The 15,463-nt window shown below is 38.4% G+C and carries 21 protein-coding genes; 3 read left to right on the top strand and 18 right to left on the bottom strand.

The annotated features are described in order from the left end of the window. Positions 1-28 precede the first annotated feature (28 nt). The 13 genes from MKY52_RS26155 to MKY52_RS26095 form a co-directional block, all read right to left on the bottom strand. Complete coding sequence (locus MKY52_RS26155; protein ID WP_341054510.1) at positions 29-463, bottom strand: NUDIX hydrolase; 435 nt, start codon at positions 461-463, stop codon at positions 29-31. After that, positions 454-1,347 (bottom strand): PhzF family phenazine biosynthesis isomerase, encoded by an 894-nt coding sequence (locus MKY52_RS26150; protein ID WP_341054508.1) that lies wholly within the window; start codon positions 1,345-1,347, stop codon positions 454-456. The genes MKY52_RS26155 and MKY52_RS26150 overlap by 10 nt, the downstream gene beginning before the upstream one ends. A gap of 43 nt (positions 1,348-1,390) precedes the next feature. Beyond that, on the bottom strand, positions 1,391-2,122 hold the full coding sequence (locus MKY52_RS26145; protein WP_341054505.1) for a DUF5071 domain-containing protein: 732 nt from the start codon (positions 2,120-2,122) through the stop codon (positions 1,391-1,393). A gap of 19 nt (positions 2,123-2,141) precedes the next feature. Beyond that, positions 2,142-3,185 (bottom strand): serine hydrolase domain-containing protein, encoded by a 1,044-nt coding sequence (locus MKY52_RS26140; protein ID WP_341054502.1) that lies wholly within the window; start codon positions 3,183-3,185, stop codon positions 2,142-2,144. 131 nt (positions 3,186-3,316) lie between these two features. Further along, positions 3,317-3,790: a hypothetical protein gene (locus tag MKY52_RS26135; RefSeq protein WP_341054499.1), complete on the bottom strand. Its 474-nt coding sequence runs from the start codon at positions 3,788-3,790 to the stop codon at positions 3,317-3,319. A gap of 34 nt (positions 3,791-3,824) precedes the next feature. Further along, complete coding sequence (locus MKY52_RS26130; RefSeq protein WP_341054496.1) at positions 3,825-4,160, bottom strand: hypothetical protein; 336 nt, start codon at positions 4,158-4,160, stop codon at positions 3,825-3,827. A 14-nt stretch (positions 4,161-4,174) separates the two neighbouring features. Then, positions 4,175-4,612 (bottom strand): hypothetical protein, encoded by a 438-nt coding sequence (locus MKY52_RS26125; RefSeq protein ID WP_341054493.1) that lies wholly within the window; start codon positions 4,610-4,612, stop codon positions 4,175-4,177. A gap of 11 nt (positions 4,613-4,623) precedes the next feature. Continuing rightward, positions 4,624-5,340 carry a hypothetical protein gene (locus MKY52_RS26120; RefSeq protein WP_341054492.1) on the bottom strand — a complete coding sequence of 239 codons (717 nt, stop codon included), beginning with the start codon at positions 5,338-5,340 and terminating at the stop codon, positions 4,624-4,626. A gap of 255 nt (positions 5,341-5,595) precedes the next feature. Further along, positions 5,596-6,117, bottom strand: coding sequence for a ClbS/DfsB family four-helix bundle protein (locus MKY52_RS26115; protein ID WP_341055638.1), 522 nt, complete (start codon positions 6,115-6,117; stop codon positions 5,596-5,598). Positions 6,118-6,186: 69 nt separating this feature from the next. Continuing rightward, positions 6,187-7,044, bottom strand: a complete 858-nt coding sequence (locus MKY52_RS26110; protein WP_341054491.1) for a S66 family peptidase — start codon at positions 7,042-7,044, stop codon at positions 6,187-6,189. Positions 7,045-7,064: 20 nt separating this feature from the next. After that, entirely contained in the window at positions 7,065-7,700 is a 636-nt protein-coding gene (locus MKY52_RS26105) for a pyridoxamine 5'-phosphate oxidase family protein (RefSeq protein ID WP_341054489.1), read from the bottom strand. A gap of 11 nt (positions 7,701-7,711) precedes the next feature. Further along, complete coding sequence (locus MKY52_RS26100; RefSeq protein WP_341054488.1) at positions 7,712-8,473, bottom strand: class I SAM-dependent methyltransferase; 762 nt, start codon at positions 8,471-8,473, stop codon at positions 7,712-7,714. Further along, positions 8,470-8,760 carry a hypothetical protein gene (locus MKY52_RS26095; protein ID WP_341054487.1) on the bottom strand — a complete coding sequence of 97 codons (291 nt, stop codon included), beginning with the start codon at positions 8,758-8,760 and terminating at the stop codon, positions 8,470-8,472. Before MKY52_RS26095 ends, MKY52_RS26100 begins: the two co-directional genes overlap by 4 nt. 117 nt (positions 8,761-8,877) lie before the next feature. On the opposite strand from MKY52_RS26095, the gene MKY52_RS26090 reads away from it, so the two are divergent. Together MKY52_RS26090 and MKY52_RS26085 are read left to right on the top strand one after the other, a co-directional pair. Further along, positions 8,878-9,372, top strand: a complete 495-nt coding sequence (locus tag MKY52_RS26090) for a hypothetical protein (protein WP_341054485.1) — start codon at positions 8,878-8,880, stop codon at positions 9,370-9,372. A gap of 97 nt (positions 9,373-9,469) precedes the next feature. Continuing rightward, complete coding sequence (locus tag MKY52_RS26085; protein WP_341054482.1) at positions 9,470-10,228, top strand: hypothetical protein; 759 nt, start codon at positions 9,470-9,472, stop codon at positions 10,226-10,228. Between the two features lie 71 nt (positions 10,229-10,299). Here the strand turns inward: MKY52_RS26085 and MKY52_RS26080 are convergent, their stop codons facing one another. The 4 genes from MKY52_RS26080 to MKY52_RS26065 form a co-directional block, all read right to left on the bottom strand. Continuing rightward, entirely contained in the window at positions 10,300-10,773 is a 474-nt protein-coding gene (locus MKY52_RS26080) for a GNAT family N-acetyltransferase (RefSeq protein WP_341054481.1), read from the bottom strand. A 24-nt stretch (positions 10,774-10,797) separates the two neighbouring features. After that, positions 10,798-11,493 (bottom strand): HAD family hydrolase, encoded by a 696-nt coding sequence (locus tag MKY52_RS26075; protein ID WP_042187829.1) that lies wholly within the window; start codon positions 11,491-11,493, stop codon positions 10,798-10,800. A gap of 78 nt (positions 11,494-11,571) precedes the next feature. Beyond that, entirely contained in the window at positions 11,572-12,618 is a 1,047-nt protein-coding gene (locus MKY52_RS26070; protein ID WP_341055636.1) for a Gfo/Idh/MocA family protein, read from the bottom strand. An 18-nt stretch (positions 12,619-12,636) separates the two neighbouring features. Then, positions 12,637-13,524, bottom strand: a complete 888-nt coding sequence (locus MKY52_RS26065) for a sugar phosphate isomerase/epimerase family protein (RefSeq protein ID WP_076286382.1) — start codon at positions 13,522-13,524, stop codon at positions 12,637-12,639. A gap of 123 nt (positions 13,525-13,647) precedes the next feature. Here MKY52_RS26065 and MKY52_RS26060 point away from each other — a divergent pair, with 123 nt between their 5' ends. After that, the gene (locus tag MKY52_RS26060; RefSeq protein WP_341054476.1) at positions 13,648-14,532 is read left to right on the top strand and encodes a helix-turn-helix domain-containing protein; all 885 of its coding nucleotides are present in this window, start codon (positions 13,648-13,650) and stop codon (positions 14,530-14,532) included. Between the two features lie 66 nt (positions 14,533-14,598). On the opposite strand, the gene MKY52_RS26055 is transcribed toward MKY52_RS26060, so the two are convergent. Beyond that, positions 14,599-15,426 carry a hypothetical protein gene (locus MKY52_RS26055; RefSeq protein WP_341054474.1) on the bottom strand — a complete coding sequence of 276 codons (828 nt, stop codon included), beginning with the start codon at positions 15,424-15,426 and terminating at the stop codon, positions 14,599-14,601. Positions 15,427-15,463: the final 37 nt, after the last annotated feature.

Genomic DNA, 15,463 nt, shown 5'->3' with positions numbered 1-15,463 from the left:
TGCCTCCATTACATAGATCATTAAAGTTCTAATAATGACCCAGCATTATTTTCTTCACAAAAGGGGTTAAAGCAAGGTTGTTTAGTTGTTTGATTTCTATCCACTGTGCCCCATCAGAGTCTTGTCCGTCCCCATCGGTCTTAAGCTCAAAGTTCACATCTAACAATGAAACATTATATATGATCCCTATATGATGTAATTCTTCTAACTGGGTATCACTGTATGGATAAATTAATGTATAGGAAATGGAATCATGAAGCAATCCTTTTAAACTTGTAATTCCGGTCTCTTCCCAAAACTCTCTCTTAAGAGCCTCATACGGCTCCTCTCCAAACTCAATAAAACCCCCTGGAAAGTCCCACTTCCCCGTATGAGGGCCTCTTGCTTTCTTAATTAATAATACTTTATCGTTCTTCACTAAGACTCCATACACTCCAAGCTGAGTATATTTTATCATCTCCATAAATCTACCTCCCCCACAAACACCGCAGTTCCAGAAATAAACACATCCATTTCACCGGATTCATTTCGAAATACTTCTACGTTCACCTTACCGTTCCTACCCATTTCCAATCCCTGTTCCACATCAAATTGTATCAAGTCCAAATGCGGATCAATATATTTTAAATAATAAGCCCCCATGACTCCCGATGCTGTACCTGTTACTGAATCTTCAACGGTTCCTGAAAAAGGCGATGAGAAATGTCTAGCGTGCATTAATGAGTGTGGATCAAAAGTTTGGAGTGAAAATGGGTGTACAGATGCTTTTGGAAGCTGCGTTAAAATCTCCGGAAACAACGAGTTTATCGGTTTCATTTTATTAAAGCTATCGATACTCTTAATTGGGACTAATAGAGTCCATGCGCCAGTACAGCCATAAACAATAGGCAGATCCTCTTCTATCTCATCATGGGTTAAACCTATGGCGTGTGCAAGCTTCGCTCTATCGCCGTTAAATTCAATAAACTCCGGTTGATCTTGCTTCATTTTTATTAGTAAGTGATTATTGTTGTCCATACTGAATTGGATGGGTAGCACGCCCACGTTTGTTTCGATCTTTACCGAGCTAGCCTCTCCAAGGATACCCTTTGTTTTTAAAGCAAATAAAGATGCCATTGTAGCATGTCCGCAAAGATTGATCTCATGGCCTGGCGTAAAATACTTAAGCCTTAAATCAGCTATTTCTGATGAGACTACAAAAACTGTTTCATTAAAACCGACCTTATGAGCTATCGATTGCATGTCACTTTCGCTTAAATGATCAGCTTCTAACACTACTCCCGCAGGATTCCCTTTGTTCGGATAGGGAGAAAACGCATCATAATGAAGCACTTTGATGTTGTTCACTCGTAAATCTCCTTTAAATTTATTTCAGTAAAGCTTGATAACTTCATGAAGTGAGAAACTCAGCTGTAAAAATTTCTATTTCTCTTAAACCTTCTTGGCGGTTAGATATCGCATTACATATATAAAAACGGTCTTTATTGTGCTCATGAAACTGTTTAATTACATTAGGCTGCTGATTGAAGAATTCTTTATGAAGAGCTTCACAATCAATTTCAGGATGAGTATCATGAAGTTCCTTGAGTTCAAATACAAGGACATCTTTTTTGTGCTGGATTATTTCATAGACCACATCTTTTTTGTATATACCGTGAGTTAATAAGATTCTTAATGCCGAAAGGTCATTGGCTTTTTCCTGTGAAATCTTAATTAATTCTGCTTGTATCTGTAGGACTTGTACCGTATTCCAATGATTAATTAAATCATTAAAAATCCTGTACACCCATTCTTCATCATCACTGTGTTGATTTAGTACGTCTTTAACATATGGAATTATCGGATCCCCTATTTCAAGTAAAAAATTAGCTATTTCCCACGCACCGGGCCAATTTATATCTTGTATCCATTCAAGTAAACCCGACAATATGCTTTTCACACGTGGATATCCTAAACGTATGACTGTTTCAGCCGCTCCATCCCAATAGTCTTTTGATATAGGTTGTACTAATAAATGCAAATCTTCATCCTTTATGTATTGTAGCTTATTAATTACATCTATCTTTTCTTCTTCGGATACATTCCATGATAACTTTTCGATTAAACTCGATATGTTTTCCATTACATCCACCTTCTCATCATCATTTCGTCATCATTGCAAGCTTCATGGATAACCTAATAGGTAGCGCAGCATTTCCCATCTGATTCAAATCCCCCACCATAAATAAATCTTTAACCGGGTAATAAAAAGCAAAAGACCCTGTTGATCCAGAATGCCCCATTATCTCACCCTTGCCCATAAAAAGCGTAATCACCCCTTCCAAAGGAATTCTCATATAGCCACTGCCATAATAGATAGGTCCCATTGATGCTTGAAGTTTATTAGATGCCGGTAGTTTTTCAAATATCTCTTTATTGAACAGCTTACCTCCAAAGAAGCCTTTAATAAATCTCATTAATTCACGAGCAGTGGTGATACAGCCTCCACTCGCACGGCTACTTCTAATTACTTTGGGCCGATAAATAGATTTATCCTTATAATAGATATTCGGTATAAAATCATTTTCATGTTCAGGGAGATATGTACTCTCAAGTACTAGTGGTTCAAATATATATTTCTTATATGCTTCTGCTAATGTTGTATTTGTTGCTTTCTCAATAATTTCACCAAGCATATCAAAGTTAATATCGGCATAGTATGCTTTTCGCTTAGTTCGAGGAGCAAAATGTGGCTTCAGCTTCTTTACCAGCGCCACCTGCTCACTGAAGGTTGTGTAATAATCCTCCTCAACGGCACGACTCTTAGCACTATTTGTTCCTTCTTCAAACACATCCGGTAGCCCACTGATCTGAAACAACAAATCTGATAGAGTCAGATCAAACGAATAATCCTTGCCACCATACACATGGATATTACTTAACAGCTCATTTTCAAAATACTTTGTAAGCCTATCATCCAAGGAAAGAACGCCTTTCTCTAGTAAAGCTAAAATACAGGTGGTAGTAAATAACTTGGTAATGCTGGCCATAAGCAGAGGGGAGTCAATATCCTTCCCCCCATATCCCTTACTGTAAGAGAATTCGCCAATAGTATTCTCAACAAATAGGATTCCCTCATGAATTTGTTTAGAACTTGTGGTTTTATTAAAGATCTTTTCAATGGTTTGTATTCTTTTGGTTGTCATGGGTTATCCATTCCTCCTGTTACATTAGCTCAGTAAAATACAGTTATAGTTGTCTTATCCAGTGAACAGTTTAAGGGATATTACAGCAATGAACATGGATTTGAGATCGGAGTGAATGATTTACACATGAGTCAAACGTCATTTTTGAACAAGATTTCATTTAGAGGGATGGTTAATCCTACAAGTTCATTGTGGCTATCTAAATATCTGAAGGTTGCTTCAACGTCTTCTTTATTCATGGCCTTCATGATGATCAAATGCTTCATATATAATCCTGGGGGCTCCATGCAGTTATTACTAAAATATTGGACTAAATTTCCCGGCGTCGTAAGAGTACACCATCGTTCAGAACCATCATTAAAAGTTAGCGTCACTTCTACAAAAAGTTCACTTTCAATATCTTGATCAAAGTTCCATTTCTGCAGGAGTAAGATATTTTCTTTTGTTGAACAAAAATAGTCATTTGAAATCCAAACTTTTCTTCCGTGATCTCCAACAACCCTGAATTTATTTTCATCTGTATTTTCGACTACATATTCTTTTCCACGTGTTAAAGCATGTGCATAGGCACCGATATCTCTACACCTGATGATTTTTCTATCCATAAATTCACATCCACAATTTAGTTGAAGACAACAGTTATCCTTTACGATTTACATAAGCACTTAGCGCATTGAAAATCATTAATAAAAGCTCACAAGCTACTTTCCAAATGACAAGAAGTACAACAAAACACATAACTCCAGCAAAAAATCCAAGTATATAATTATTGGTTACAACTTGGTTATACCCCTGATCAAACACTATCGTCTTCATAACAGCATTGGATATGGCTATATATTTTCCAAACTGGAATGCAAAATATATGGTTCCGATGATTCCCGTATAAAATAGTATCGTAATCAAAGTAGCAGGTTTCATTTTTCCTAACGTTATAATTCCATCAGGTAAATGGTAAACCTCTTTTAGTCCCATATCACCAATCCTTTCTATAGCACAGATTTCTTTCGTTTCATTATCCATATTATTAATAACACAATAACTAAAGACCCTAGTATAGAAATCCAGATCGTTTTACTTTCCAATTGACCATTGGCATACTGACCTTTATTAATGGCTTTGACAAATTCAGCTTCGTGGGTCTTAATGGCAATGATTTCTTTTGGATCGATATTCTTAATTGAATAATATGGCGTGCCCTTAGGGTAAGTATTTGAAAAGTTGCCGCTATACATTCCTTCGTGGTCTGAATATCGTGTTACTTGCCCTATCTTCTTGTCAATTTCATTCTCTGGGATGAGTTCTTCGTCTGATATTTCATAAATATCACCTGAGTAAACAACAAAAGAATAAGCCCAGTCCGCATTCAAAGAGCGCATTGGCATTAAAGCAACAATGGCTAGAATTACAATAATGAACTTCTTCATTACAACCTCCTCTATCTACGAGATTCAATTGCTTTATACAGTTCATTAAATGCCTCACCTTTATTTAATCCTTCAATAAGTTCTGCTAAGCCTGATTTTCCTACGATCCCGAACCACCTAGCAACTTCTGAATGGGCGATCTCAAAATTTTCTTTTACTTGTGAGGGTTCATAAAAAGCATCTCTACTACTTAAGTCATTAATATGATCTAAGCTTAAATATTCATTTCTTATATATCTATGATCAACTACGGTTGCTAACCCTTCATCAAACCATTCAGGTACCTTGTCCTTATTTTTTAATCTCGTTCTTAATTCACTATGCAGCAGTTCATGAGCTATTACATCCTCATTAAATCCATCAGGACCAATTACGACGTAATACCCCCAATATGTATAATAAGTCTGTCCCGTTCGATTCTTTTGAGCATACTTCTTTAGGGCTTGAGGAGATTGAACAAATAGAATGGTTGGAGTAGAATGTAATCCGTCAAAAACCTCTGAAATTCTTTCTTTCGATTGTTCGAGATCGTTTATAATCAAATACTCAATATTCTCAGGGATGTCAGGTTCTACATAGACATGTTCATCAAGCTCCTCCATATTAGTAAAGCCGACCATCATTGCATGAACAGGTTGAGGATTTAACAGATAACTAGCTATTAGTAACATTAAAAAGATGGATAGGAATGCGGCGATGATGAATGTATTTTTCCTTTTTTTGATCATACCAGTAGCTCCTTTTAGATTATCAAAAATACTCTTTAAGAATATTAAACGAACTCTCAATAACCTCAAGATCAGTCGTGTCTATAACTTACAATGTTTCAGAAAGATCATCACGACTAGTATACATTCTCTTCCACTAATCCCATCTCCTCCACATAAAGCCAATATAATTCCCTTCTATATATATGAAAAAAACCACTGCTTCAGAGATTTTTTCTCTTAGGCAATGGCTTGGTCTGCGGTTATTATATTGAGCTAGTTAATACAATTGAGCTTTTTCCATTTACGAATTTTCGAACGAAAAGTCTTGAACGGTGCAACGGAATTGATATGAATCCATTTTACCATAGGCCATCTCGGATTATTTCCTGTCCATTTCCAGACGCCTTGTGTAAAGAGCTCTTCATCACTTAAAGAATCAATCCAATCCTGCCATTGCTGTTCTGTTTCTTTAAATAAAGATCTTAATTCGTCTAATGAGTAGGTGGCATAAGTATGATAAAACGATTGATATAATCCGCCAAGTTGATTCCATTTATAGTCCGGTGAAGGCATAATGACAGTTAATCCTGCTTTTTCATCCCTATCCCATTTCATCACAAGGTTCAACCATCCCAATTGATAGGCAAGAATTTCTGCTGGAGTACGATCGACGCCTTCCATACGAGTGTCTTTTTGAACATTCTCAATGCCCTCAAATTCAAGATCGAGAGATAGATAGGCAGTATGTATAGCATTTTTCAATACTTCTTTAGATGGGTAGTCGTGTGTAGACATCATAATTCTCTCTGACTCCTCTCTTATCAACATAAATCACCTTGAAAACCAATCATCCACCTTTAGCTCTTATAAAGTAATATTCTCACCAATAACAATACACTTACTGTCACTACCATGCCCGATCTCGTCCGTCTTCACGATAGGAATCCCGCTGATTTCCTTCAAGTACGCTTCTACGATTGAAAATTCATTATAGCTCTCAAGCTCAGTAAATGACCCAAGAATCACTCCAGCACATTTATCAAAAGTTCTAGCTTGCTGAAGCTGAGCAAATAAGGAAACGATTTTGTTAGCTCTGCCACTTAAACTCTCTAAGAATAAAATCTTGTTCGATGGGTCTGGAAAATAACTTGTTCCTGCCAGCTTCATAAAACATCGAATATTGCCGCCAATTACAATCCCACTCATCTGGTTCCCACGGACCCAATGAAAGTCGAAATCGTAAAGATCGTTATGTCCTTCGAAAAATGTTCGATAAAAAGCAGCTTGCTGCTCCGCCCCATCAGAAGATACGAGATTCATCAACTGATAGTGATAGGATTTCGAATTACTTTGTGTATGTAAAGCGTTCAAAATAACGGACAAGTCACTCATTCCGAAAAAAGGCTTCGGATGCAATCGAATATTATCGTAGTCGAGATATTCCAAGATCTGGTTCGAGGAATCCCCACCTGAAATATCAAAAATCACAAGAATTTCATCATTATTAAATAGACGATTCAACTCCGTTGCTCTTTCCTTAGGATTGCCACTGAAATAACCATCTCTTCTAAACAAGGTGTTAGACATTACTACCTCTAGACCAACCGAGTTCAGAATTCTAATTAATTCTTCTACTTTAGGCAGGTTCTCCACTCTCACACCATCAGAACAAGCGATAAGTCCTACTTTATTCCCTGAAGTGAGTTTTAAAGCTTTGCTCATCTTAGTTAATCCTTTCATTTCTAATATAACCGATTCTCATAGCTATCCTTTAATCCCTTTGATACATCCTCTTGAGAAATCCCAAGCTCTTTTGCATGTTCTGCTATGATAACCGAAGGTTTTGGCAGCTCTGCTTTCAATGGCCAATACGTATCATCCCATAGATGTGATCTTTTAAAAGCTTTAGCACAATGCATATAACACTCTTCCACATCAACGGCAATGCCCAATTTCGGCAGTTTACCTTGAGCCTCCATATGAACCATTATTTCTTGATCTTTGATAATCCTTGCATGTCCATTTATTCTTAAGGTTTCTTCAAGACCGGGAATAATAAATATCAATCCCACTTTTGAATTTAAAAGGATATTGCGCAAAGAATCAAACCGTCGATTACCAGGACGTTCAGGAATTACTAAATGTTTGTCATCTAACACATATACAAAACCTGCAGCATCTCCACGCGGGGATACATCACAATTGCCAGCTGAATCACTTGTAGCTATAAAGAGTAACGGTGATTTGGATATATAATCTCGGCAATGGTGATCGATGAGGGTTATACTTTTGTTGTTTACCAATTCACTGGGATACCCATACATTGACCTTAACTCTTCTTCAGAGTCTATAACTTCTTTGAAAATATTATGGTTCATCTTTCTCCCTCCTACTTTCGCAGTTTAAAAACCAAAAAATCGCTGCAACGAAAATCCTCTTCAAAAGACGGATACTTTGCAAGCATTTCAGCAGTGGGCTTCGGCTCAATCATTTCTTCGAATTGAAAGCCAGCCCGTATAATCGTATTTACATAACTGGATAATGTTCTATGAAAAATCAGAAATTTTTCCTCTTGATCTATAGGGAAGTTCTGATTATATGTGCCCTCGTAGAAATAATTATCCACTTTCCAATAAAGCTTCTCTCCAGTATCCGACTTCACCCATCCGCTACCAGGGGTTACAAAGCAAGGATGTGGAATTGAGAATATAAACGTCCCTCCATCGACTAACAAACGATACATTTCAAGAATCGCCATCTCATAATCAGATAAGTCATGAATCACCATGTTAGAAACGATGAGATCATAACTCTCATTCTGGAGAAAGCTGAGATCTTCACAATTGCCATGATGGAAGTTTATCTTTAATTCCTCTGGTGATTTACTCTTGGCTATCGTTATCATGTTCTGCGAGTAATCAACGCCAGTAACTGAGGCACCTGCCTTAGCTAACATTCTGCTTAAATATCCTTCACCACAGCCTGCATCTAGCACCTTCTTATTTTCAATAGAACCCATGAGACTGAATAAAGCTGGATTCAAAAAAATTTCTCGATGGATATCCCCGTTTTCGCCGTACGAAGTTGAGATTAGTTCTGCGTATTTATCCCATCTTTTTATGGCTTCTTTACTGTCCAATTCATCATTCATTTGATCACCTCTAAATTTCTGAAATAATCCATTTTACTGTCGATAAATCCATTGTCAAAGTCAGCTGCACCAATAAGCTCACCTTCACTGAAACATAAAGCAAATAACCAAAGCTGTCTAAGCGCAACGAACATAGGAACAGCACTAATATCATTGTCACTGAGATTTCTTAAACTTTTATATCCATTTAAAAATGCTGCCCATAACCGTTCTACTTCATCTTTATCATGGCCACTATGAATCTCATAATGCTCTTTAATATGTAATAATAATGCGTCTGTTGCCAACAGTATTTACACCATACCATATTTAGGGAGTTGAATCATTTTCTTCTTGAAGCTGCGAAACCAATGTATGGTAATATAAGTATAATAATACAGAATCAATTACATGGAGGTGTTCGAATGCGTAAATCACCATTGATCTTGAGTATGATTTTATTATCCCTAACGTTAATTGTGGGCTGTAGTTCAGAGGTGGATGATGCCACTAAAGCTGCTGAGAAGTACAAAAATGTTGAATATACCATTAAGGTTTCTGATGATTTATTTTCTGAGGAATCCATTCTAGCCCGAAATGAAGAAATGAAACCGTACTTTACTGAATACTATACCGAAAAAGCTATAGGAAGCCGAATCACAACTATCCCTTTTCAAATCGCTAATAAACAAAAGCTTTCTTTAAAACCAGATAATCTAAAGTTCACCCTTTCCGAACAAAAGAAAAATATTGTTGAGTTAAAATATACCTGTGATCTTGTTATGTTGGATAAGGATGACAAAGAAAGTAAACGTGCCCCTTTGGAGGGAATACTGACTATGTTTGATGTGGATGGTCAATGGTTAGTGCAAGGAGATCGTTTTGACTCGGAGGCTTTAATGAAATTGATTTATGACTAAACACCCTTCATATACCATATTATTACTGGAACATATTATCTAACAATAGTAATATTAATTTCCAGTACATAGTAATATGATAAGGAGCTAATGAGTCATGAAGCGAACTGCATGGATCATAGTAACATTACTTTTATTATTGGGGAGTATTCCAATTACTGCGTCAGCAAAAGCAGCAACTGCAAAATCATGGAAGACACTTTACTCTGAGTATATCAAGAAAACGTTAATGGATGCTACTAGAGATAGGTCTTATGACGGTGACTTCAATTATTTCACTTTAGTAGATTTGAACTTTGATGGTACTCCTGAACTTATACAGGGGTATTCTTTACGATTCATTCAGCCCATCAACATTGCTCTAACCGTCCAAAATGGAAAAGTCATTCCATTCAATTATCAAGGAAAACTGAAGGATATTTCAGAGGGTATATTTAATGTAGGTATGGGTGGATTTCTACCGCGCGATGAAAATCGTGGCCTGCATCTCTATAAGAACAAAAAAGATGGAACATTACGTTATATCGCTTTTGTAGATGGCAGTGGTTCGTACAATTCTAATTTGCAGGTTTTCGAGATTAGTTTCCAAGGAACCAAATTTAATGACAAAGAGATATTCTTGGCCGACATTCCAGATCAAGAAAAAACGGATGATTTGCCAAGCTATTATGTAAATCAAAAAGAAGTGAATAAATCCGCCTATGATAAGGCGTATAAGCAATATTTTTCAAACTTAACGTTAGTTCCAAGTAAAGTTATCACTGCAAACTATACAGACCTGTTTAATAATGAAGTTAACAAATTCGTTCCAAATGGAATCGCTAATTTTATAAATCGTTATTCTTCATCCAAATAAAGCTTGTTGATTGATCCTCCTTCATTAGATACAAAAAGCAGATTGCTCCTTAGCGCAATCTGCTTTTTTGATTAAATTAGCTTTTTACTCATCCGATAATTAACTAACAGTACTCCTTTTCGTTCTACACTTTGTTTCATCATAAGCTGGTATCCCTGTCGTTCAAAAAATGGTCTAGCTGTAATACTTGCTTCGGTATCCATCTCATGAAGACCAAGCTCTCTCGCCTTCATTTCAAGCTTGTTCACGAGAGCAAAGGCTACGCCTTGGCCTTGGAAATCTTTGTGGACAAAAAGACGATCCAAATGTCCTTCCAATGTCATATCCGAAAAGCCAACTATGTATCCGTTAATTTCGGCTACATAAGTAATATTTTGACGTAAAGAAGTGCTCCAAGTATTAAGTTTGAGAGCCTTGTCCTCTTTAGGTGCCCAAGCATTAAGCTGTTCTTGTGAATAGTCTTGTTTGTTTACGAAATGAACCGTCTCATAGAACAATGAGATAAGCTGACTAATATCCGATTCTTGATAAGCCCTAATTTCCATTGTGTGTTCTCCTTTCTGGCATTGCTACAACCCCACTACATCTTTAAGCTCCAGAAGAGAACTAATCATATAGTTAGGCTTGAGGTCTTTAGGAACCTCTATATTCTGGCGATTGTAATAGCAGAAGTCAATGTCAGAATTCACTGCACCATGGTAATCATCTTGTAAAGAATCCCCAACGAACAGCACTTCATGATTGCTTAGCTGTAGATCTATTAAAGACATTTCAAAAATCCTTTTATCAGGTTTTCGGATGCCTACCTCATCAGAGATCATTATGGATTTGAATATTTCATAGATCTTACCGGCTTGCAGTCTTTTTCTTTGTGCCTCACTGATCCCATTGGTGATAATCCCCAGAGCATACTTATCTTTAAATGAAGTTAAGATCTGTTCCGCTCCTTCTTCAAAATAACAGGAATTGCAAAAATAATCCCAATAAGTATCTGACAGTTTGCTATGAAAAAGCTCCTCCTGTTTAAGGGTGTCTCTAAAAGAATACCTCAATACCTCTCCTATAGTCTTCACCTCACCACCACCCACAAAGTTCATCCAATGGCGAAAATTATGACCTGAAAACTCTCCATAAAATAAAGACCACGCCTCAATATCTTCTACGAAGAGATTATGATCGTTACAGGTTCTTTTCATCGCTTCGATTTCACAAGTACTATAATTTATTAATGTATTATCTAGATCAAATATAATGGCTTTGTACATAATATCCTCCCCGAATAATGTTCTTAACTATCATAACATGAACATTAAAGTTTGGATAAAATTAACAAAATGTTTTCATCACTCTGAGGTACTCATGAACTCCACTAGATCAATTTTCTGACCTGTTTTAGCACTTTCCAGCGCTCCAAATACCATTGCCATACTATACCGATTATCTCTACAATTCGTCTCTGCTGAACGCTCTTCTGCTAGGGACAGGAACATTTCCTCCAAACATCCTTGATGGAAGGTTTTGTCCATATCAACAACCTCTCCATTCACACGCTCAACATCACGAATAAATTTATCACTCTGATCTCCTGCTACGACTACCTCTGCATATGGCATGTCATGACCATCCCAAATGGCAGTTCCTTTTTCCCCATTCAGACGCCAAGCTGCTTCCCAAGAGGTAGAGGCACCTTCTGCACACCAAGACCCCTGATAAGTAAATACAGATCCGTCCGACATCTCAAAGATACACACTGCCGACGCATTCCCCTTATACCATGATCCGGGAGGATTAAACTCCTGACAGTAAACGGAAATCGGATTGGCTCCACTAATAAATCGGGCCTGATCAAAGGTATGGATCGCCATATCCAGCAGTAGAGGGCTTTCCATGACATCACGGAACCCTCCGAAATGAGCGCCGAGGAAAAAGCTAGAACTGATGTATCCTACTCTACCAATGGTGTCAGACTCGATTAAGTTGCGTAAAGAACGAATACGCGGATCAAATCGGCGATTTTGCATCACAGCATGAGCTTTTCCGGTTCTTTCTGAGATCTCAACAATCTTAGTGCACTCTTCCATAGTCTCGGCCAGTGGCTTCTCACTAAACACATTACATCCGAGTTCTAATGCAGTGCTAGAAATGCTGTAATGGCTTCCTGGAACTGTAACGTCAAACACAAGATTAGCTTCAGTCGCCTGAATTGCTTCTTTAATGTCAGTAAACGTCAGACAAGAAATCTCATGCTTTGCCGCCATCGCTTGTGCTGACTCCAATCGTATATCTACAAGAGCAACAATCTGAGTATCTGAACGTGATAAAGCGTATTCAATCCAGGCGTTAGCCATTCCTCCGCAACCTGCAACCGCTACACGGTACTGTGCTGTCATCATTCTCCCCCTCTACGGTTACAGCGGATTAGGTACAAAGCTACCGCCCCGGCATTGTTTTAAATAATTTAAAGCATGTACTTGTCCCATCATTTCCAGCTCATCCCGATAAACAGGATCATGCCAGCCTTCAATATCAATCGTGCCTTTATAACCTGCCTGACGCAAAATAGAAATTACATCGGTCCAGTTCGTATCTCCAAAGCCCGGAGTACGGTGCCATACATAAGGATTGGGGCCATGAATTCCATATTCTTTTACGATATCCCAAGCGATGGTGGCATCCTTACCATGTACATGGAAGATCTTATCTGTCCATTTACGAAGCTGCGGAATCGGATCAATCAATTGGACCATCTGATGACATGGCTCCCATTCGAGTCCTATATTATCAGCAGGCACAGCATTGAACATCTTCTCCCAAGCTAATGGATTGTGAGCAATATTCCAGTCACCTGATCCCCAGTCTCCCCCCATAGAACAGTTCTCGAAAGCAATTCGCAAACCGCGATCCGCTGCTCTTTTGGACAACTCTCCAAACACCTCAGTGAACTTCGGAATAGATTCATCAATGGATACCCCTGGTAACCTTCCTGTAAAACCTGATACCATATCCGTTCCGAACAAATGAGCATGATCAATCAGTCGCTCCCAGCTCGCGATTGCATCGGAATTATCACCAGTATTCGTCAAAGGATTGCCGAAGATCCCAACAGATGAGATCACGAAGTCATGTTCTGCTGCAAGCTCTTGCACACGCTTTCCAGTTTCCACAAGATCTGTTTTCCCTGTAGTTTGCCAGAAGGTTAAGCTAAAAGATTCAAATCCATGTCCTACAATTTGTGGAATCACTCTTACAGCGTCGCCGCCGCCTACTAATGTTCCAATTCGCATTGTATCCTTCATCTTGTGACCACTCCAATATTGGTTTATAGTAAGTGCTATAACCCGAGTATATACTGCTTCTGAGCTTAAAACTCTTATTATCTTGTGTTTATATAGTCGTATATTGTGGGAGTTGAGTGAATTATGAGTTATCCTAATGATCTTAAAGAATATCCTCAATTAGAAGAAAAAACGTATCCATTCCGATTATTTTTTAATGAATGCAAGAATGCAAAGATCGGTCAGAATATCCTGTATTTACACTGGCACGAGCATTTCGAAATCATCATTATGCAAGAAGGCAGCGCCATTTTTCACATAGACAGCAAGCCCTATGAACTGCATGCCGGAGAGGTATTGTTTGTTCCCTCTGGAGGATTGCATGTTGGGTACAGTCTGCGGGATGATCATGTTCGTTTTATCTCCGTCGTATTCCATAGTTCTTTATTTAAGGATTGGAAGCAGGATCCTCAGCATGAGCAGTTTGTAATCCCTTATTTAGAGAATCGTTATCAGCTGCCGGTCAAACCTGCAGAGCTTGTTCCGACCTGCTCCACATATTTTTCTCTTCTGGATACCATCGTTGTTGAAGTACTGCAGAAGGGACCTGCTTTTCAACTGGTCATCAAGAATCAACTGCATTTACTCTTTGTGCTGCTCTCTCGCACCTTTCTACCTGAACAAGTATCCGGTAGAACGAGTGAGCGGCACTCCTTTAATCGCGAGCGTTTTAAGCCACTTCTAGAGTACATGGAGAATCATTTCGATGACAAAATGACCGTAGAAAGCGCCGCAAGATCCGTAAATCTAAATCCATATCATTTCTGCAAAACCTTTAAGAAGCTAACAGGTCGAACCTTCATTGATTATGTTAATCTTTGCCGAGTAAATGAAGCAGAGCGATTGCTGCTCGAGACCAATTTTACAGTGACTGAGATTGCAGGTAGAGTCGGCTGCGACAATCCCAATTATTTTACCAAGCTGTACAAGCAGTATAAAGGGATTACCCCTTCAGGGGTTCGAAAATAGGAGATTCGGTCTCTATTCACGAAAAATAGCACCGTTTGCCTCTCCCAAACGATGCTGGCTATTGGATTATTCCGTAGCATTAAGCTGTAACCTCCGCACACTTGCAAGCGCGGGAAAAGATTCATCCACCATACCGGTACTCCATAGCTCAACCTGCTGTCCAACCTTCAAATCCTTAAAGCTAATCGATTCTCCAGCTTCGTTAAACATTGTTGACTTCTGATTGAATGAGAACCAGTAAGAGGGATCTTCCATGCCAGGTTCAAGGATGAGAATCCGCTTCGCCTGTTTGGTATCGATATCTACGATTTGACCTATTACATGTGGTTCGCCTAGCTCTGAAATGTCGTAGGTCAACATATCCGGAGCGATCCATTTTTCTATCTCAAGTATGGCCGTGTCAGCATAATCAGATGGAATTGTGATCGTTACTTTATTACCAATCGTGTCCACACCGGAACCGTATAGATTAAGCTTCTGATAGAGTTCTTGTTTATGCAAAAGCTCTTGTGCAGCTAATAACTCTTGCATCGAATATCTAACATCATGGAGCTCATAAGTACCTGCCGCGAAAGTCTGAGCAAACCGCTGCTCAATCTGCGAGTTCAAACCCACGATATTGATATGAACCTTATTATCCTGTAGATAGATATCTCCGTTAGGAATCTTCTGAGCGGATAGGAAAGCTTTAATCGCTTCAGGATCACTGGAGTAAAGCACTTTTTCAGCTTTAGGATCTTCTATTCCAGCGCTCGCAGTAGGCGAGATATCTGGAGTTGCAGTAATTGCAACAGCTAGAGCCGGCTCCTTATTCGATTGTTGATCTTCTGAACATCCACTTATGAATAGTATAATAACAGAAATCCATATCCAGCCACCAAGCCACTTACGCATCCTTGTCACTCCCTCACTCTTTATCTTCTCAAACGGA

The organism is Paenibacillus sp. FSL P4-0184 (genome assembly GCF_038004625.1).
Classification (GTDB): Bacteria; Bacillota; Bacilli; order Paenibacillales; family Paenibacillaceae; genus Paenibacillus_AQ.
Note: the sequence above shows the minus strand (reverse complement) of the source record. Positions and strands in the feature narration are given on the sequence as shown.